Source organism: Bacteroides faecis MAJ27, assembly GCF_900106755.1.
In the GTDB taxonomy this organism is placed as follows: Bacteria; Bacteroidota; Bacteroidia; order Bacteroidales; family Bacteroidaceae; genus Bacteroides; species Bacteroides faecis.
In genome coordinates this window covers 74,248-93,993 of record NZ_FNNN01000008.1, presented here as the reverse complement: position 1 = coordinate 93,993, position 19,746 = coordinate 74,248, and the positions used below count along the sequence as shown (strand labels likewise).

Genomic DNA, 19,746 nt, shown 5'->3' with positions numbered 1-19,746 from the left:
AGCTAAAGAAATAGAGATTATGACGACTAAAAAATATATTCTGATTGCTTGCGGACTTCTATGCCTGCTTTCTGTTGCCTACGGGCAGAAGCGCGAAACTTATTTCTTCTCGGCAGAGGACATGGCTAATATCCGGTCATCTGCGCAAACCCCTTGGGGAAAGACCATTGTAGATACACTAAAATCGCATATCGACGAACGGTTGAAATATCCGCTGGCTGTCCCTAAAGAAGAAGCCGGGCATCTGCACGACTATTTCTGTCCGGTACATAATGTGTTCTTTGAGTTCGACTGGAATAGTCCTGACAAGCAGTATTGTTCCTTCTGCAAGAAAACGTGGAGTTCCGACCGTATCAACTGGGCATGGATAACGATTGCCCAAGACAGGAACAAGCAGTTTCTTACTGATTGCATGTATGTGTATTTGGCTACCGGAGATAAAAAGTATGCCCGCTATATGAAAGACATGTTGCTGGATTACGCTGATAAATACCCGCATTATGAAATTCATGATAAAGGGCGTAACACTCCCGAACCTGCCAATTATAGTGCAAAGATATATGCGCAAAGTCTGGATGAGGCGGGATGGTTCAGTGATGTATGCCGTGTCTACTCTGTTGTTAAGCCTTTGCTCAAAAAGGGAGAGGTGGAAAAAATAGAGAAAGGATTGCTGAAAGAAGGTGCCGGTCTGCTTTTGAAAAGAGGTGGTGGAGGCAACTGGCAGGTCTGGAATAATAGCGGACTGGCCGCTATAGGAGTTGCCCTCAATAATGACAGTATCGTGAAAGTCGCTGTTGAACACACGAAAGTGGGTTACCGGCAGATGATGAAAACACACGTCAACAGAGACGGCTGGTGGAACGAGGGTTCTGCCAATTATCATTTCTTTCCGTTGAGGGCGATGCTGCTGACGGCTGGTGCAGTCCGTTCGATGGGATATGATTTGTGGGACAAACAACTGGAGATGATGTTCGTGGCTCCTATAAAGAGCATTTATAGTGACTTGACTTTTCCTTCCCACAACGACGGATGGTATGGAGTTTCACTGCCGACACAGATCAGACTGTATGAAGTGGCCTATGCCCGCTATAAGAATCCCCTATTGCTGAATACTCTACAGGATTGCTATCGGCTGGAAGACAGACTTTCGCCGGAAGCGCTTCTGACCAATACTACTATCCATCCCGACAAGGAACTGAAGGAATCGGAAAGCTACCTGTTTGGTCAGACGGGCTATGGGGTATTGCGGAGCGGTAAGAAGTCGGTAGTACTGAAGTACGGTCCGTCCGGTGGTGGTCATGGGCATCCGGATAAACTTTCTATCTCCATCCATAACGGTGAAAAGGAGATATTGCCCGACTTGGGCACCTGCGCCTACGGAATCCCCGATTACCTGAACTGGTATAAACGGACGCTTTCTCACAACACGGTAACTGTCGATTGTAAAGACCAGCGTCCTGCGACGGGGCAGATGGTGTATTTCGATGATCATTCCATAGAAGCCTTTTGTGACAAGGCTTATCCGGGAGTCGAAATGAAGAGAAAACTTCTGTTGAAAGGAGACATTCTTTGCGACGAGTTCGATTGCATCTCAGACACGATTCATCAGTATGACTATGTGCTGTTACTGACAGAGCAGCCACAGATAGAAGGAGAGTTTACAGGTGCAAAGCTTGATGAGGCGGTTGCTTATAAACAGATCCGAAATGTGAAAAGGAGTGTGATGAATCATCCGTTTACAGTCAGTACGCCAACCGGAAAGATTACTTTTCGGGTAGATGGTGTGCCGTCCTTTGAATTGTTTGTGGGCGAAGTTTCCGGCATACCGCCTACCAATCCGGATATTGTAACAAAAACCGGGACTGAACGACGTCCTGTAGAAACCTGTTACCCGTTGATGATCCGTGTGAAAGACAAAAATATGACTGTAAGGGCACAATGGGATATTTTCTGATGTCGAATATTTATCTTTATAATTAAATATATATGAAATATCTGATAAGCTTTTTGTTTTTAGTCCTTTCTTTTTCAATGAAGAGTGAGGCAAAAGTGACATTATCTTCCATACTTGGAGATAATATGGTATTACAGCAGCAAACAGAAGTCGAACTATGGGGAAAGGCCCGTCCCAATGCTGTTGTGACGGTGAAAACTTCGTGGAACAACCGGGTATATAAATCGTCGTCGGATGGAAAAGGAAACTGGTCTTTGAAGGTATCTACCCCTGTTGCGGGAGGACCTTACAAGATTACTTTCAATGACGGCGAATTGCTCACATTGCAGAATATACTGATTGGTGAAGTCTGGTTCTGTTCGGGCCAGTCGAACATGGAGATGCCTATGGGCGGCTTCGACCGGCAACCGGTCAGAGGGACGAACGATCTCATCGCCAAAGCCAAGCCATCCACACCTATCCGAATGTACACTACAGATTCAAAGGATGGGAGATGGGTACGTCAGTTTAGTAAAACGCCTCAGGAAGACTGCCAGGGCGAATGGCTCGAAAATACCCCGGTGAATGTTTCCCACATCAGTGCCGTGTCTTATTATTTTGCATGTTATATACAGGAAGTGCTGGAAGTACCCGTAGGCATTGTTGTATCTACCTGGGGAGGATCGAAAGTGGAGGCATGGATGAGCAGGGAATCCATAAAGTCTTTTGACAGTATCGACCTTTCCATACTCGACAACGATGCTGAAGTGAAGAATCCCACCGCTACTCCGTGTGTGCTTTATAATGCGAAGATAGCTCCCTTGACTCATTTTGCTGTGAAAGGATTCTTGTGGTACCAGGGAGAAAGTAACCGTGACAATGCCGGTCTTTATCAGAGCCTTATGCCTGCCTTTGTTACTGACCTGCGTGCGAAATGGGGCAGAGGAGAGCTTCCTTTCTACTTTGTGCAGATAGCTCCTTTCAACTATGAAGGGGCCGACGGTACTTCGGCTGCCCGCCTGCGTGAAGTGCAGTTGCAGAATATGAAGGATATACCGAATAGTGGCATGGTGACGACAATGGATGTCGGCCATCCGGTTTTCATTCATCCCGTAGACAAGGAGACGGTAGGAAACAGGCTGGCCTATTGGGCATTGGCACAGACCTACGGTATGAAAGGATTTGGATATGCTCCCCCTGTTTATAAATCAATGGAGATACAGGAGAATAAAATCTATATCAATTTCGATCATGCCCAACGCGGACTGAGCCCAATGTGGACATCGCTCAAAGGATTTGAGATAGCAGGTGAAGATAAAGTGTTCCACCCGGCTTTTGCCGAAATAGAAACCAAGACTGCCCGGCTGGCTGTTTCGAGTGACAAAGTTCCTCATCCTGTGGCCGTGCGGTATGCGTATAAGAATTATGTAGAAGCAAGCATTTTCAGCATTCATGGTATCCCTGCGGCGCCTTTCCGGACTGATAACTGGTAATTCCGTATGAAATATATCCGTGAAAGTCAGTGCGTATATCCATGATTCCCTGTATCTTTGTGTCCTCATTAAAACCATCATTATGGAACTAAAGCATGGATACTATCATCTGATTGCCATACTAACAGTAGCTATCTGGGGACTGACATTCATTTCGACTAAAGTATTGATAAATCACGGGTTGACACCTCAGGAAATATTCTTTTACCGCTTTCTGATTGCATATATAGGCATTTGGGTCATCTCTCCCAAACGTTTGTTCACCGGTAACTGGAAAGATGAATTGTGGCTGGTAGCCGGAGGTATATTCGGCGGCTCGCTTTATTTCTTTACAGAGAATACCGCTTTAGGGATTACGCAGGCTTCGAATGTATCGTTTATCATTTGCACGGCTCCCTTGCTGACCACTATCTTGTCGCTGCTTTTTTATAAGAGCGAAAAGGCATCGAAAGGACTGATATACGGTTCTTTACTGGCATTGATGGGGGTAGGGTTGATTGTTTTTAACGGTAGTTTCGTACTCAAAATATCTCCGATAGGCGATTTGCTGACTTTGCTTGCCGCATTGTCCTGGGCATTCTATAGTTTGATTATTAAAAAAATGGCCGGACGCTATCCTACTGTATTTATCACCCGTAAGATTTTCTTTTATGGAGTGCTGACTATTTTGCCTGCTTTTCTCCTGCATCCGTTGCAGCCCGATGCTGCCGTACTTTTGCAACCGGGCGTATTATTCAATTTGCTATTCCTCGCCGTGCTGGCTTCCCTGATTTGCTATGTACTGTGGAATGTAGTGTTGAAACAGTTGGGAACAGTTCGGGCATCCAATTATATCTATCTCAATCCTTTGGTTACAATGATTGCATCGTCCCTTATTCTGGATGAGAAGATTACTCTGGTAGCTTTGGGCGGTGCTGCTTGTATTGTCTGCGGAGTATATTGGGCGGAAAAGAAATAAAGTTCAGGGAGAACTCTTTATTTTAGGCTATATATTATTTATAAATGAATAAGACCGTCTCTGATAAGAAAGAGGGGCGGTCTTATTTTAGCTGTTTACATCTTATTTATCGAATAGGTAGTTGTTTACCTTTAGGAATTATCCGTCGCTGCTTTTATTTCTTTCGGATTTTAATTTGGTCAATCATAACTCCTTCGTCTAAAGCAGTGATTTTCAGACTCTGTTTCTTTGATGAACTTATTTTATGCGAAGTCGTTCGTTTTGCCTGATTGCTGAGAACATTCAGTTTCCATTCTTCACTTCGTCCTTCGGTGTGAAAGTCGACAATTTGTTCCGGTTCGTTACCGATAGAAATAGCATATCTGATTTGTTTACCTTCAACCGGATGGTTAGGAGTTAAAGCAACCTCTATCAGGATTGAATCAGTATCATTAGCTTTAAAGTTATATATGACATCGCTTCCTTTAGGTAGACTGATGGCTCCACGTTGATAACCCAGACCATGGGTAACGGGGCTTTCTCCGTTAAACTGGGAATAATCTTTTCCATTGAATAGGTAAAGAGGATGATCATCTTCCGGTAGCGGGGTGGTGGATCGGGTATGTGGAACTTTCTTGAACACCGGTAGGCTTTGTGGATAGCTCATCATTTTTTTCCATTTGCCGTTATTAAGGGAGTTATATCTCTCCATTAAGGAGGCCATGTTGTTGTATGCCGTATCGCTCAGTCGCCAGTCTGCTAATTCGTGGCGTGCCAGCTGTCCGTAAAGATGCTTTTTGTTCATTTCGTGGGCTGCACGAACAGGAAACTCGATCAACTGAAACCATACAAATTGTTTATCCGGAGCAACCTTTTGAGACATTGAGGTAACTTTAGCTGCAATTGTTTCGTATTCTTTAATGCGTTGTTTAATGTATTTTTCGCTCCATGGAAGATCGGAGATGATTTTGTATTTAGGGTCTTTTTCTTCTATACGTGTGTTGCCCATAAATTCCGGTTTACGTATGTAGGCAAGGCGGTAATATTCATTCATTACCGGAAGCAGTTCTTTGGCATTTTTTTTTCCGAACTCTCTGCTGAGCCAGGAGTATAAGTGCTTGTCCAGCCCGTTTATATTGTTTTCAATAGCATTGATATCCCATGCCATATCCAGGAACAATTCCGTAAGGTATTCACTGGGCTTGATATCGCCTACATTCAGTATCCACATATCTTGGGCTCCTTTGTCGTAGGCTAATTTCATTTGTGTATAAAGTTGGGCGGGATGGTTAGTTGCCAGCCAAAGGTAACTGTGCGGGCGTCCCCAGTATGAAATGTGATAATAAATACCATTTCCGCCTTTGCGTGCACGCTCTTTGCTGTCAGGGAAATGGCGGATGTACCCATAGTTATCGTCGCACCATAGCAAAGAAACATCTTCTGGCACTTCCAGTCCCATTTTGTAAACGTCCAGTACTTCTTTATAAGGGATGAATACTTGCGATACTTGCTCTACATTCGGATTTACATACTTTGCTATCATTTCCCGCTGATCTTTGAGTACATTAGTCAGGGCTGCTTTCTGTTCTTGTAAGGTGTTTGCACCCTGCATCTTACCATCATGTACTCCACGGATGCCCAAAGTGTAAATATTATCGGAACCGGCGAGCTCTTTGACGCGTTCTTCCCAAAATTTGAGCACATTTTCGCGGTTGTTCACGTAGTCGTACTTTCCGGTTCCGGCTGTTTTCCATTCAGCATTGGTATTTCGCATCATTGGTTCGCAATGGGCAGTACCAATAAATATTCCATATTTGTCTGCAGTCTCCTTGTTGCCCGGTGTCAGGTAGAAAGCGACGGAGCAGGTATGCATGGCAGGCCAGAATGTGTTGGCTCGCAGACGTAACAATAGTTCGAATATCCTTGCATGTGTTTTAGGGCCGATTTGTCCTTTCGTATCAGACGGTTCGTGGGTTAGGTAGCTCCATGGGGTTAGTCCCCAGTCTTCGTCGTTGATAAAGATGCCACGACGGGCAACCGAGGGATATTGGAGTGTTTTGAATCCTTCTTTCAGTTTGAATGATTGCTTTTTCTCTACAGGAGAATCTGCCCACCATTCCCAAGGAGATACACCGATCATTCGTGACAGTTCCAGAATGCCATAAGCAGTTCCGCGCTTGTCACTACCCAGTATGATCAGGTGGTTGTCTTTGACACTAACCAGAAAAGCTTCCTCATGCTGCTTTAGTTCCTGAATATCCTTGATAGCGATGAATTGTTCCGCTTTCTTATTCAGTCCGATTGTGCCTATGTATATATTTCCCTGTTGGTTACTTGTTTTCAACTCTCTGTCGAAAACATTGACATAGTCTTTCTGAAACATCTCAAGGGCGGTGTGGACCACTTGTTCTTCACTATCGTTGATGACCACTGTTACATCTTTATCATTCCGAAAGACAAAACCAGCTGAAGCATAAAGTGGAAAAATAACTCCGATTAAAATGCTGATGATTAATTTTCTCATGGATATTTTATGGGAATAAATGGTTAATTCATTTTGTTTTTAGAGCGATTGTTGCTGGTTGTACTCCTCCTGCACTCACTGTCAATTTCATTTCTCCGGGCTCGTAGCCGGAGCGGACAATTACCATTGCTCTTCCTTTGAAAAGCATCGGTTGAAGTGAGCCGAAACTTGCCATATCTGTTGGAGAAGCATTTCCGGAGCCGATGATCTTGCCGGTTCCTTTATGACTAATCTGTATTTTACGGTCATTGTGAGAGATGATATTTCCTTTTTTATCAACAAGTTCTATTAGTACATAGGAGAGGTCCTGCCCATGAGCTTTCATCTTTGTCTTATCGGCTGTTAATCTGAGGGCGACAGGTTCTCCGGTAGTTTCCAGTATGACGGAATCCCCTTTTCCATTCTCGTTTACTTCCACTGCTGTTAGTTTCCCTGCCTGATAGGGCACTCTAAAGGAAGCTTTATATAGTTCGTTTGTTTCTTTCTCACCTACAAGAGAATCATTCAGGTATAATCTCACTTTAGAAGCACGCGTATATACATTAACTTTCATCATTTTATTTTCCATTCCGGGAAAGGTCCATGATAAGGATTCTTCAGGCCATCCCCAGAAACTTACTTTACGGATCTTACCTTCTGGGACAGGTGTTTCGACTGCCATGCTTATCTTTCTGTTGTGCCATAAAATATCACGATAGTAGGATTGAGCTTTTTTTACGCCTAAAAGGTCAATATCTCCACACCAGCCATTAAACCAGGGCCAACCCATGAACTGGTGTACGTTTTCTTCCGGATCTACTTCGATAGAATTGCCCAGTCCCGATTCGCCGAGGTAATCAATTGCTGTCCATATAAAATCTCCTATGACGTAGGGAAGCTTTTCTACTTTATCCCAGTTTTGAGATGCTTCGTTGGCCACACTTTCACTGCTGTACATGATGCGTTCGGGATATTTGGCATGGTCTTCCTCATAAAAACGCCACATATAATTGTAACCGGCTACGTCAAGATGCCTGAAAGCCTTTTCAAGAGAAAGCATATTCTTCCTGTCTTTATCCCAGTACTTATTTACTCCGGCGGTGACAGGACGGGTATTATCATGCTTAAGTATTTCTTTTTTCAAATCTTCTGCAATCTTGAGTCCATTGTCCGAAATACGTTCCCTGATTTCATTTCCGATGCTCCACATGATTACCGAAGGATGATTACGGTCTCTTAGCACTAAAGACCGGATGTCACGTGCGCTCCACTCGTTAAAATAAAGATGATAATCTTCCGGATTCTTTTTTATTTTCCATTGGTCGAATGCTTCGTCAATAACCAACATGCCTAATCGGTCGCAAGCCGACATAAAACTTTCGGACATTGGGTTGTGGGAGGTACGTACTGCATTGAATCCATTCTGTTTCAGCAATTGTATTTTTCTTTCTTCTGCTCTGTCGAAGGCGGCTGATCCTAAAAGACCGTTGTCATGGTGAACACAGCCACCTTTTAATTTCATAGGTACTCCGTTGAGTTCAAATCCTTTTCCGGTAGAGAAATGTATGGTACGAATACCGAATGGGATGGATAGTTCGTCTTTCTTTTTTTTATTTTTCCAAAGACTGATGTTAGCTATATACAGCTCCGGTGTATCGGTAGACCATAACCGGGGTTTCTTCACTGTGATGGTAAAAGGAATTTCATGTTTATTTCCTGATGTCATTTTTACAGTGCTATTGGTGGTAGACACAACTTTTCCCCTGGGGGAAGTAAGGTTGATATTTACGGTATATTCTCCTTCTTCTGTATCTCCGTTAACAATGGTTGTGTTCAGTATGACGACGGCTTGTTCCTTATCAATGCTGTTGGTGCTTATGAAAGTACCCCAATCCTCAATATAGGACGGTGAAGTACGGATCATCCATACATGACGATAAATACCCGATCCTGTATACCAGCGGGAGTTTTTGCCTTCATTTATAACTTTAACGGCTATTATGTTTTTCTCTCCTGCTGGCTTACAGTAAGGTGTTATGTCTACTCTGAAAGAGGTGTATCCGTAGACATTATAATACGCCTTCTGCCCATTGATCCATATTTCCGATTGGTTATAAATTCCTTCGAAGTATAACTCGTGTCTTTTCCCGGCATCTTCCGGTGAGATAATGAAAGTTTTACGATACCACCCTTTGCCACCCACGGTTTGTCCGGTAGCAAAACCACCTACACTCTCACGGCTGAATGGTCCTACTACTTTATCAGGCTCCTGATTCTCGAGTGGTTCGATGCTCCAGTCATGGGGAAGATCCACTTTTCTCCAGGCAGAATCGTTGTAAACAGGTGATTCTGCATTCCTAACGTCTCCCCGGTAAAAATACCAGTTCCTGTCGAAAAGAGACTTTCTTTCAGATGCTTTCATGTTTAGGGATGGAAGCGTACTCAATAAAAGTAAGTACAAGAAATATTTAAAAAGTCTTGTCTCATAATGGCTGATATTACTCATAGATAGTTTATAGATTGATTATTTTAGAGTTAACCTTTTTAATTTGTTGCAAAAGTAGCGATATGTATAATAAATGTTTTTTCCTATATTTGCATATAGTTATTTCAAATTTGCAATTAACAGAGCTGGTTATGAGAAAGATAATGAACGAGCAGCTTCCTATATCGAAGTCATCCCCTTTGAAGGCTCGTTTTTATGACTACCCTTACTTCACTTATCCGTGGCATTTCCATACGGAGTATGAAGTTATCTATGTAAAAGAAGGTACGGGGATGCGGTTTGTCGGAAATAATGCGGAGAAATATGCGGATGGTGATATCATTCTGCTAGGCTCTGATCTGCCCCATTATATGAAAAGTGATGATGTATATCAAAAAGAAGGCAGTACACTCCGGACAACAGGTACTATCATCCAGTTTGAAAAAGACTTCATGCACCATGCCTTTAATTACTATCCCCATTTCATTAAGATCAAAAATCTGCTTGAAGAGGCACAACGGGGGATTTACTTTCCCGCAGGCTGTTCTTCAAGACTGGTTGAGCTGCTCGAATCCATTCCGTTGGAGACAGGGGTTGACCAGATCACTTCTTTCCTGCAACTTTTGAAAGAGATGGCAAACGTTACTTCCCGGTCTGTAATATCGACTTCTGACTTCGAGAATGATATTATATATGATGGATCGAGAATCGATAAAATCATAGCTTACCTGAATAAAAACTATACGCGACAGATCGACCTGAATGAAATATCCTCTCTGGCTGCCATGAATCCTGCTGCATTCTGCCGCTTCTTTAAGAGTAAAACGGGCAAATCGTTTAAGAATTATATATTGGAGATGCGGATAGGATATGCATGTAAACTGCTGCTTATGGGCGATATGAATATCTCGCAGATTAGTGTGGAGTGCGGATTTGATACTATTTCCCATTTTAACAAGTCATTTAAGAAGCATACCGGATTCAGTCCGTCTTACTATAAAAAGATGATGCTGGCTGAATAAGAAAAAGAGGCGAACGAGACGTATGGACATAAAAAAAGGGTCAACGCCTTGACCCAACCTTTGTTAACCTTAAATCTAATACTATGAAAAACACATTGCAAAGATACGGACTCTTGGGAAATTAGCAAATAATCCAAGTAAAATAGCATGTTTTATAACACGTTTTAAGATTTTCTTCCTGCTTGTTAAGAAATTGGACCTGCTTTTTTAAAAGGATGCAACACTAATTGTGAAAATTGAAACAGGAAATTCCGTTGATTCTCTGACGAAAAACTGTTATCTTTGCTCCGATAATCTCATTATTCACTCAACAAAAAAGAAAAGGAGCGAACCGTGAACGAAGAAGAAATCGTGCTTACCCCCATGATGAAACAGTTTCTGGACTTGAAAGCCAAACATCCGGATGCAGTGATGCTGTTTCGTTGCGGTGACTTTTACGAAACATATTCTACAGACGCCATTGTTGCATCTGAGATTTTAGGAATTACACTGACAAAACGCGCTAATGGGAAAGGAAAGACCGTTGAAATGGCAGGATTTCCCCATCATGCGCTCGATACATATCTTCCGAAGTTGATTCGTGCCGGAAAGCGTGTAGCTATCTGCGACCAGTTGGAAGACCCGAAACTGACGAAGAAACTGGTGAAAAGAGGTATCACCGAACTGGTTACTCCCGGTGTCTCTATCAATGACAATGTACTGAATTATAAAGAAAATAACTTCCTGGCTGCCGTTCACTTCGGAAAGGCTTCCTGTGGAGTTGCTTTTCTGGATATATCTACCGGTGAGTTTCTCACTGCGGAAGGTCCCTTCGACTATGTAGACAAATTGCTGAATAATTTCGGACCGAAAGAGATTCTTTTTGAACGGGGCAAACGCCTGATGTTCGAAGGTAACTTCGGCAGCAAGTTCTTTACTTTCGAACTGGATGACTGGGTCTTTACTGAAACTACTGCCCGCGAGAAACTGCTGAAGCACTTTGAGACCAAAAACCTGAAAGGCTTCGGGGTGGAGCATCTGAAGAATGGTATTATCGCTTCCGGCGCTATCCTGCAATATCTGACGATGACACAGCATACACAGATCGGGCATATCACTTCGCTGGCCCGTATCGAGGAAGATAAGTATGTGCGTCTGGATAAGTTTACTGTCCGCAGCCTCGAGTTGATCGGCAGTATGAATGATGGCGGCAGCAGTTTGCTCAATGTGATCGACCGGACAATCAGCCCGATGGGGGCCCGTCTGCTGAAACGCTGGATGGTTTTCCCGTTGAAAGATGAGAAGCCCATCAACGACCGTCTGAATGTGGTGGAATACTTTTTCCGTCAGCCGGACTTTAAGGAGCTGATTGAAGAGCAGTTGCACCTGATAGGAGACCTGGAACGTATTATCTCCAAAGTAGCCGTAGGACGGGTGTCGCCACGTGAGGTAGTTCAGCTGAAAGTTGCTCTGCAGGCTATTGAGCCCATTAAGCAGGCTTGTCTCGAAGCGGATAATGCCAGTCTGAACCGGATAGGCGAACAACTGAATCTTTGCATTTCTATTCGTGACCGGATTGCTAAAGAGATCAATAATGATCCTCCTTTGCTGATCAACAAAGGTGGAGTGATTAAAGACGGTGTGAATGAGGAACTGGATGATTTGCGCCGTATCTCCTACTCCGGGAAAGATTACTTGCTGCAGATACAGCAGCGTGAGAGTGAGCAGACGGGTATTCCGAGCTTGAAGGTAGCTTACAATAATGTATTCGGTTATTATATAGAAGTCCGCAACATACATAAGGATAAGGTTCCGCAGGAATGGATTCGTAAGCAGACGCTGGTCAATGCAGAACGCTATATCACACAGGAACTGAAGGTATACGAAGAAAAGATTCTGGGAGCGGAAGATAAGATTCTCGTCCTGGAAACCCAGCTTTATACTGACTTGGTGCAGGCATTGACGGAGTTCATCCCGCAGATACAGATTAATGCGAATCAGATAGCCCGTCTGGACTGCCTGTTGTCTTTCGCTAATGTGGCGCGTGAGAATAATTATATTCGCCCGATTATTGAGGATAATGATGTGCTGGATATCCGCCAGGGACGTCACCCTGTGATTGAAAAGCAGCTTCCGATTGGTGAGAAGTACATTGCCAATGACGTAATGCTGGATAGTACCACACAGCAGATCATCATTATCACAGGTCCGAACATGGCAGGTAAGTCTGCGCTCTTGCGCCAGACTGCACTGATTACGCTGTTGGCGCAAATCGGTTCGTTTGTACCTGCGGAACGTGCTCATATCGGCTTGGTGGATAAGATTTTCACCCGTGTGGGTGCCAGTGATAATATTTCGGTAGGCGAGTCTACTTTTATGGTGGAAATGAATGAGGCTGCGGATATTTTAAATAATGTCTCTTCCCGGAGTCTGGTGCTATTCGATGAGTTGGGGCGCGGTACGTCTACTTATGACGGTATTTCTATTGCCTGGGCCATCGTAGAGTATATCCACGAACATCCGAAAGCGAAAGCACGCACCTTGTTTGCCACCCATTATCATGAACTGAACGAGATGGAGAAATCCTTCAAGCGTATCAAGAACTACAATGTGTCTGTGAAGGAAGTGGACAATAAAGTGATTTTCCTCCGTAAGCTGGAACGTGGAGGAAGCGAACACTCCTTCGGTATCCATGTAGCAAAAATGGCGGGTATGCCGAAGAGTATTGTGAAGCGTGCCAATGCCATTTTGAAACAATTGGAATCGGATAACCGTCAGCAAGGTATCTCCGGCAAACCATTAGCGGAAGTCAGTGAGAACAGAAGCGGTATGCAACTCAGCTTCTTCCAGTTGGATGACCCGATACTTTGCCAGATTCGCGATGAGATACTCAATCTGGATGTGAATAATCTTACTCCGATTGAGGCGTTGAATAAGCTGAATGATATTAAGAAGATAGTCAGGGGCAAATAATGATGAACTGCACTCCTAAAGTTCTGTGTCCAACTTTTGGGGTGCAGTTCAGTTATTTCCTGCACCCGTAGATTTCCACATCCCCAATGCGGGCTATACCATCTTCCCCTGCATCCTGTATCAGCAGGCGTACATATCTTCCGCTTGTCGGAGTGATATCTACGTCCGTCACAGATACTGTATTTCCTTTTTGGATATCTACACGAGTCCATTTCTTACCGTCCTGACTGACTTCTATTGAAAAAGACCGTGTATTTAGTCGTTCCGGTAGTCCTGCGTTTCCGGCATGACGTACTACATAACGACTGATCAGGTATTCATTTTTAAAATCGAATTGTATCCAAGCGCGATTCCCTTCTTTCTTAGATATCCACAGGTGTCCTTCGCAGGGCGTGCCGTCTGCTGCAAACTTCGTTTCTGTGGAAGTCGGACTGGAAGTTATCTTCATTTTGGGTAAGAGTGTCAGATTGAAAGGCAGGTAATTGGCCTGATTGTGAAGATTGAAGAAATGGTCGCCCCGGCAGATTACAATATTGCCCGGTGATAGTTCTTCCAGACGCTTCTTCAAGACAACGATATTGTCCGGTCCCATTTTCCAGGATTCACCTTGTGCGGAAAGGAATATGGGATGCGAACCGTCAAATTTGGCTATGGTGTCTCTCCAGAAGGAGTAGATTACATCCACTCCGTTGGCATAACAAGGAAGATTCGGAACGAAGGCGAGTTTATGGTCCTGTATGTAAGTCGGCACTTTATACGGGCGTCGTTCCCAGTCTTGTTGTGTCAGGCCGTACAGGTAACGGCAGTTACGGGCATAAGCTCCCATTTGCTTCTGATTTACTTCGTCCCAGATGGTGATGACACGTAGTCCGCTTTTCTCCAGGTATTGCTGGGTCAGTTTTGCATAAGGGGTGAAGTCTGTTCCGGAGGTTGCATTCCAAAGATAATTGTGAGCGTCGTAAATCAACGAATATCCCATACCGGAGGGGCCGGATGCAAAGAAGTCGTTGGGGGTGGCTGTCGTGTAATAATGATTAAGCAGTCCCGGTCCGAAGTCCACTAATCCCGGGCTGATCGTCCAGTTGATAGGTATCACGCCTCTTCCTTTTTTGTCCCATAGTTCGGACATGGCATGCTGGCAGTATTGCACGTTGTCGCCGTCGCTCATATATAGTGCCAGATAAATTTTGTTTTCCAGTGCGGGCATTTTGGGTATTTCCGGATACTGAATCTGCTGTTGCATGCCTGCATACACTGTTGTATTTTCATAGAAATCGGAAGGGATGGTTGAGAGCCCATATTCTGTGGCAAGGCCTATACCGGAGCGTTCTTCGGCATACCAACCGGTAATGATGCTTTCTCCCGGCTGCATGGTTTTCATAAACTTGCGTAATACTGTATTTTCTTTCCAGTCACGTGCGTCCAGCCACACGATAGCTGCTCCTGATGCAACTGCCAAGTCGCGTACAAAGCCGCGTTGGGGCGGAAGGCTGATGAGCAGACGGTGCGTGCACTTTTTCCAGTACTGGTCGTACATGTATTCGTAGATTTCCGTGGCTTTGGTGTAAGGCAGCTTTCTGAGGTCTGCCAATACGGGAAGCTGGATATTTTGTTGCTTTAAAAGCTCGTATAGTTGGGAAGTTACGGGAATTGCATCTTCCAGTCCGGCAACTGTTGAGGCCAGGTTCAGGTAATGGACGCTCTTTTCCGGATCGTATAGAATCACTCCTTTCAGTTCATTCTTGTATTTGCTTACTAACCGCATGTATTGGGTAGCTTCGAGTTCGTTGACGGATAAATTCAGCAAGCGGGGCCATTTATGTTTACCTTCGCTGAAATGCTCGTACAAGAAGATGCGTGGTTGCCGCTTGTTGATTATCCCCTGTACAGCCAGCAGCATCGTCTTTTCTTCCGAAGATAGCTTACCCTGTTTCATATCTATTCCGTCCAGCTGTGATGCAGGAGTGGCAAAATGAGGCAGCATCTGACCTGCCGGCCAGTAAGTTCCGCTTTCTATGGTTTGGTGTTGGCTGACAGGAATGTATTGGTTGGTTCCCTGTTGAGCATATAATACAGAGACTGGCAGGGATATAAAGCATGTCAATATAAGAAGTTGTCTATAGAATAGTTTCATTGCTATGTGTATTAGTGTGTTTCATTTCAGAAACTCTTCCACCTTTTTGTAAAATAAAGAAAGATGATGACCGTCAATAAACCCGTGATGAATAGTCATGGCGATAGGCATCACCAGCTTGCCTTCCCTTACGACGGCTTTTCCGGCATTCAGCAGCGGATAGTTGTTACCGCTTTTCTTTTCCTGTGTGCCGGTGATGGAAGTAAAATATAAGTCGGGAGTTGCGCTAAGCAGAATCAGCCCGTAATCTCCGTCGGCTACTTCTCCGTTTTCTGCTGCATACGGATCACCGTCTTCGGGGATGGCTTCAATAATCATTTTGGCTTCCCGATAGAAAGTGTCGAAATCGTTGTGGTAAGGAAAACGAGTGGTGAAGAACTTGCCGTTCTCTTTTATCTTGATGGGAGAAAGCATATCTATGGCGTCATAGAGCACCACACGCCCCTCCGTATCGATGCGGTAACGAAACTCCGGAATCTCGTTGGCTGCACGCAGCACTGCGTACAGATAGTGGAGAAAGAAAGACTGTCCCGCCGCTTTGGCTCGCTGTTTGGCGCCTCCGCATTCTACTTCCGAGGTAATGGATAATTGGGGATTCTGGAAATGGCGGAAGAAGTTGAAATTCTCCTTCCGCTCCCAGTTTTCTATATCTATAATCCGTTTCATTTCTTAGCCACTTTCTTCCGGTCATAGAAGAACATGAAGTAGATACCTATGATGATGAATGGAACGCTTAGCCATTGTCCCATGTTGAACATCATGTGATCTTCGAAGGCTTCCTGATTCTCCTTCACAAATTCGATGAAGAAACGGAAGGTGAAGATATAAGCCAGGCAGAGACCGAAGAAGAATCCACGGTGTAGTTTCTTGCTATAATTCTTGTAAAGATAGAACATGATGAAGAACAGAATCAGGTAGGCAATCGCTTCGTAAAGCTGTCCCGGATGGCGGGGCAACATGTCTACCCGTTCGAACACGAATGCCCAGGGCACGTCGGTCGGTTTACCGATAATTTCGGAGTTCATCAAGTTTGCCAGACGGATGAAGCAGGCAGTGACAGGCGTAGCGACAGCAATCATGTCCACTACATCCATATAATGAAGCTTCGTCTTGCGGCAATACAGCCAGAGAGCGATCATCAATCCAAGTGTACCTCCGTGGCTGGCAAGTCCTTCGTAACCGGTGAATTTCCATCCTCCGCCGGGCAGGAACTTGATTGGCAGAAGCATTTCCACAAATCCTTTTCCGCTTGTCAGATACTGTCCCGGATCGTAGAACAGGCAGTGTCCCAGACGCGCGCCAATCAGAATTCCGAAGAAACAATAAAAGAAGAGGGGATCAAATTTCTTCTCGTCTATTTTTTTGTCACGATATTGGTAGTGGACGATGATGTAGGCAAAGAAGATTCCTACTGCCCACAATAATCCGTAGTAACGGATAGAAATGCCGAACAGGTTGAATAGTTCGGGGTTCGGATTCCAATTGATAGATAATAAGAGGCTATTCATGTTGGATAACGGTTTACGGTTTGATAATTAGTGTTTTGTGAATTTTTCGGCAACCATCCGGTAAGTTGGTATGTCGATACCTTGCTCCTCGGCTGCTGCAATCATGTCAAACAGCAAACCTTGTATTTCCGATTCATGTCCCCGTGCCAGATCCTTTTGCATGGAAGCGGTACTGTCGGGATCGAGTTTATCAATGACTTTCAAATTGTAGCTGACCGGATCTTCGGGAAATTCGACTCCTAGCTTACGTCCCAGTGCAGCACTCTCGGTAGAAAGCCCGATGAATGTATCCCGTACTTTTCCCTGTTTCTGCACTTCGCCCATCGGTACGTCGTAGTAGGCTCCGGTGACAGCCATTGCCGAGATAAACGACCACTTGACAAATGTATCCCGATTGATGTCCGGAGAGATTTCAGCCTTGATTCCACTTTCCTGAAGATCTTTCTGAATAGCTTCCAGAACGCCCGGAGCTACCTGTGTCCCTTTGTGGGCACCATACACCAGCCGGAAGATTTTTCCCATCTGGGTTATTTCTCCCGCACCGGAAACAAAGCCTACAATGTAGATACATCCATCCAGTACGGTTACCTCCGGAACCAGGCGCTGAATGCGCGGACCGGTTCCGTAAACATTCAGGATAGGGATAACGACCGTCTTGTCGTGTGATGCCCTTTTGATGAGTTCGGTAATCGAATCGACGGAATATCCTTTCACGCAGACAAAGATCACGTCTGCTTTTCCATTGAATTCTTCTGCATTCATAGCAGGGATAGCCAGCGCATGCTCTCCCTTTAAATCTGATTTCAGTTTCAGGCCGTTTGTCTGTATGGCCTGCAGATGAGCTCCGCGGGCAATACAAGTAACATCTTTTCCGGCAAGTGACAAGAATCCTGCGATACTGCCACCGACGCCTCCGGTTCCTGCAATGAGATATTTCATAATTTAATGAAGAATTAAGAATGAAGAATTAAGAATGAAGAATTAAGAATGAAGAATTAAGAATGAAGAATTATGAATGAAGAAAAGTGACCGGTGGAGTTTCTGCCTGATACTAAATTCATCATTTTTAGTTCTTCATTCTTCATTTATTATTATACGTTGAAGCGGAAGTGCATGATGTCGCCATCCTGTACTACATATTCTTTTCCTTCCACACCCAGTTTCCCGGCTTCCTTGACGGCTGCTTCCGAACCGTATTGGATATAATCATCGTATTTGATTACTTCTGCACGGATAAATCCTTTTTCGAAGTCAGTATGGATTACACCTGCACATTGCGGAGCTTTCCATCCTTTCTCATAAGTCCATGCACGTACTTCCTGTACGCCCGCTGTGAAGTAGGTTTCGAGGTTCAGCAGCTTGTAAGCTGATTTGATAAGACGTGCAACACCCGATTCTTCCAGGCCTACTTCGGCAAGGAACATCTGGCGGTCTTCGTATGTTTCCAGTTCTGCGATGTCTGCTTCGGTTTTTGCAGCGACAACGAGGATTTCTGCGTTTTCATCCTTTACAGCTTCACGAACCATGTCTACGTATTTGTTGCCGTTTACGGCACTTGCTTCGTCTACGTTGCAGACGTACATTACCGGTTTGCTGGTCAACAGGAAAAGTTCGTGAGCGATTTTCTGCTCGTCTTTTGTTTCAAAGGTCACGGTACGTGCGGATTTTCCTTGTTCCAGAGCATCCTTGTATTGCACGAGTACGTCATAAGCTTGTTTGGCAGCTTTGTCTCCACCTGTCTGAGCCTGTTTTTGTACTTTCTGTATACGGCTTTCGATTGTTTCCAGGTCTTTCAGCTGAAGTTCATAGTCGATAATTTCCTTATCGCGGACGGGGTTTACGCTTCCGTCTACGTGTGTCACGTTATCATCGTCGAAGCAACGAAGTACATGGATGATTGCGTCTGTTTCGCGGATATTGGCAAGGAACTTGTTTCCCAGTCCTTCGCCTTTGCTTGCACCTTTCACCAGTCCGGCGATGTCTACGATTTCTACTGTTGTAGGAACAATTCGTTGGGGGTGTACCAACTCTGCCAGTGCGTTCAGACGTTCATCGGGAACAGTGATAACACCTACATTCGGTTCGATTGTACAGAAGGGGAAGTTTGCCGCTTGCGCTTTTGCGTTTGACAAACAGTTGAAAAGTGTCGATTTACCTACATTCGGAAGTCCGACAATACCACATTGCAATGCCATATTAATCTATTATTTCTTTTATTATGATCCATACATGTGAGCAATGGGTTGGCACTAATCTCCCGATAAAAACAGTCCTGATTGCCAACTTGCTCATTTTAGTTTGCAAAGATAATCATTTTTTGAGCTAATGAGGGAAACTTGGTATACTTTCTGTCTTTTTCTGATAATTGTGCAGGTTTGGAAAAAGGTCTGGAGCAAATTGACAAAATGAATTTTTAATCTCTTTAGAAGGTTCTTTTTCTGCCTGACGGCAGGAACGGATGGAAATAAAGGAATGAAAATCTGTATTTCGTTCATAAATAGGGTGGTATATGAATCTTTACAATTCTAATAATTCGGTATTCATACCTTTCCTGTCAAATAGGGTAGCTTGACTTGTTGGATACCGTTAGCTGACATGCAGAACATTAATGGCTGACATGTCAGGTAGCCTTACTCAACGTGTCAGTCATTAATGTGCTGCAAGTTGGATATATATATTCTGCATGTCAGATAACAACACTTTTGCATAATCTTCCATTCAAACGGGACAGATATACAGATCATCTGTATATTCATGCATTGCCTTATTTCCCCGAAGG

Annotated in this window: 12 protein-coding genes; 5 read left to right on the top strand and 7 right to left on the bottom strand. The window is 44.2% G+C overall.

Features of this window, described 5'->3' with window-relative positions:
- The first annotated feature begins 19 nt into the window (after positions 1-19).
- From BLW31_RS09085 to BLW31_RS09075, 3 genes are all read left to right on the top strand, one after another.
- Positions 20-1,954, top strand: a complete 1,935-nt coding sequence (locus BLW31_RS09085) for a heparinase II/III domain-containing protein (protein ID WP_010535899.1) — start codon at positions 20-22, stop codon at positions 1,952-1,954.
- Positions 1,955-1,986: 32 nt separating this feature from the next.
- The gene (locus BLW31_RS09080; RefSeq protein ID WP_010535898.1) at positions 1,987-3,426 is read left to right on the top strand and encodes a sialate O-acetylesterase; all 1,440 of its coding nucleotides are present in this window, start codon (positions 1,987-1,989) and stop codon (positions 3,424-3,426) included.
- 82 nt (positions 3,427-3,508) lie between these two features.
- Positions 3,509-4,384, top strand: coding sequence for a DMT family transporter (locus BLW31_RS09075; RefSeq protein WP_010535897.1), 876 nt, complete (start codon positions 3,509-3,511; stop codon positions 4,382-4,384).
- A gap of 154 nt (positions 4,385-4,538) precedes the next feature.
- Here BLW31_RS09075 and BLW31_RS09070 read toward each other — a convergent pair whose 3' ends face one another.
- Both BLW31_RS09070 and BLW31_RS09065 read right to left on the bottom strand, forming a co-directional pair.
- Entirely contained in the window at positions 4,539-6,887 is a 2,349-nt protein-coding gene (locus tag BLW31_RS09070; protein ID WP_010535896.1) for a glycosyl hydrolase 115 family protein, read from the bottom strand.
- Positions 6,888-6,915: 28 nt separating this feature from the next.
- Positions 6,916-9,288, bottom strand: a complete 2,373-nt coding sequence (locus BLW31_RS09065; protein ID WP_010535895.1) for a glycoside hydrolase family 2 TIM barrel-domain containing protein — start codon at positions 9,286-9,288, stop codon at positions 6,916-6,918.
- 215 nt (positions 9,289-9,503) lie between these two features.
- Between BLW31_RS09065 and BLW31_RS09060 the strand changes: the two genes are divergently transcribed.
- Complete coding sequence (locus BLW31_RS09060; RefSeq protein ID WP_022301328.1) at positions 9,504-10,373, top strand: AraC family transcriptional regulator; 870 nt, start codon at positions 9,504-9,506, stop codon at positions 10,371-10,373.
- A 363-nt stretch (positions 10,374-10,736) separates the two neighbouring features.
- On the top strand, positions 10,737-13,325 hold the full coding sequence (mutS, locus tag BLW31_RS09055; protein ID WP_032836622.1) for a DNA mismatch repair protein MutS: 2,589 nt from the start codon (positions 10,737-10,739) through the stop codon (positions 13,323-13,325).
- 52 nt (positions 13,326-13,377) lie between these two features.
- Here mutS and BLW31_RS09050 read toward each other — a convergent pair whose 3' ends face one another.
- The 5 genes from BLW31_RS09050 to ychF all read right to left on the bottom strand — a co-directional run bounded on the left by BLW31_RS09050 (position 13,378) and on the right by ychF (position 19,162).
- On the bottom strand, positions 13,378-15,459 hold the full coding sequence (locus tag BLW31_RS09050) for a discoidin domain-containing protein (protein WP_010535892.1): 2,082 nt from the start codon (positions 15,457-15,459) through the stop codon (positions 13,378-13,380).
- A 21-nt stretch (positions 15,460-15,480) separates the two neighbouring features.
- Positions 15,481-16,125, bottom strand: coding sequence for a chloramphenicol acetyltransferase (locus BLW31_RS09045; protein WP_010535891.1), 645 nt, complete (start codon positions 16,123-16,125; stop codon positions 15,481-15,483).
- Entirely contained in the window at positions 16,122-16,967 is an 846-nt protein-coding gene (gene lgt, locus BLW31_RS09040; RefSeq protein WP_010535890.1) for a prolipoprotein diacylglyceryl transferase, read from the bottom strand. Before lgt ends, BLW31_RS09045 begins: the two co-directional genes overlap by 4 nt.
- A gap of 27 nt (positions 16,968-16,994) precedes the next feature.
- Positions 16,995-17,906: a ketopantoate reductase family protein gene (locus tag BLW31_RS09035; protein ID WP_010535889.1), complete on the bottom strand. Its 912-nt coding sequence runs from the start codon at positions 17,904-17,906 to the stop codon at positions 16,995-16,997.
- Between the two features lie 152 nt (positions 17,907-18,058).
- The gene (ychF, locus tag BLW31_RS09030; RefSeq protein ID WP_010535888.1) at positions 18,059-19,162 is read right to left on the bottom strand and encodes a redox-regulated ATPase YchF; all 1,104 of its coding nucleotides are present in this window, start codon (positions 19,160-19,162) and stop codon (positions 18,059-18,061) included.
- Positions 19,163-19,746 lie beyond the last annotated feature (584 nt).

What these genes read in the sequence shown, in the direction of transcription:
- mutS (WP_032836622.1), top strand. Translation starts at nt 10,737, where the DNA reads ATGATGAAACAGTTTCTGGACTTGAAAGCCAAACATCCGGATGCAGTG.
- BLW31_RS09080 (WP_010535898.1), top strand. Translation starts at nt 1,987, where the DNA reads ATGAAATATCTGATAAGCTTTTTGTTTTTAGTCCTTTCTTTTTCAATG.
- ychF (WP_010535888.1), bottom strand. Translation starts at nt 19,162, where the DNA reads ATGGCATTGCAATGTGGTATTGTCGGACTTCCGAATGTAGGTAAATCG.
- BLW31_RS09085 (WP_010535899.1), top strand. Translation starts at nt 20, where the DNA reads ATGACGACTAAAAAATATATTCTGATTGCTTGCGGACTTCTATGCCTG.
- BLW31_RS09070 (WP_010535896.1), bottom strand. Translation starts at nt 6,887, where the DNA reads ATGAGAAAATTAATCATCAGCATTTTAATCGGAGTTATTTTTCCACTT.
- BLW31_RS09060 (WP_022301328.1), top strand. Translation starts at nt 9,504, where the DNA reads ATGAGAAAGATAATGAACGAGCAGCTTCCTATATCGAAGTCATCCCCT.
- BLW31_RS09035 (WP_010535889.1), bottom strand. Translation starts at nt 17,906, where the DNA reads ATGAAATATCTCATTGCAGGAACCGGAGGCGTCGGTGGCAGTATCGCA.
- BLW31_RS09050 (WP_010535892.1), bottom strand. Translation starts at nt 15,459, where the DNA reads ATGAAACTATTCTATAGACAACTTCTTATATTGACATGCTTTATATCC.
- BLW31_RS09065 (WP_010535895.1), bottom strand. Translation starts at nt 9,288, where the DNA reads ATGAAAGCATCTGAAAGAAAGTCTCTTTTCGACAGGAACTGGTATTTT.
- BLW31_RS09075 (WP_010535897.1), top strand. Translation starts at nt 3,509, where the DNA reads ATGGAACTAAAGCATGGATACTATCATCTGATTGCCATACTAACAGTA.
- BLW31_RS09045 (WP_010535891.1), bottom strand. Translation starts at nt 16,125, where the DNA reads ATGAAACGGATTATAGATATAGAAAACTGGGAGCGGAAGGAGAATTTC.
- lgt (WP_010535890.1), bottom strand. Translation starts at nt 16,967, where the DNA reads ATGAATAGCCTCTTATTATCTATCAATTGGAATCCGAACCCCGAACTA.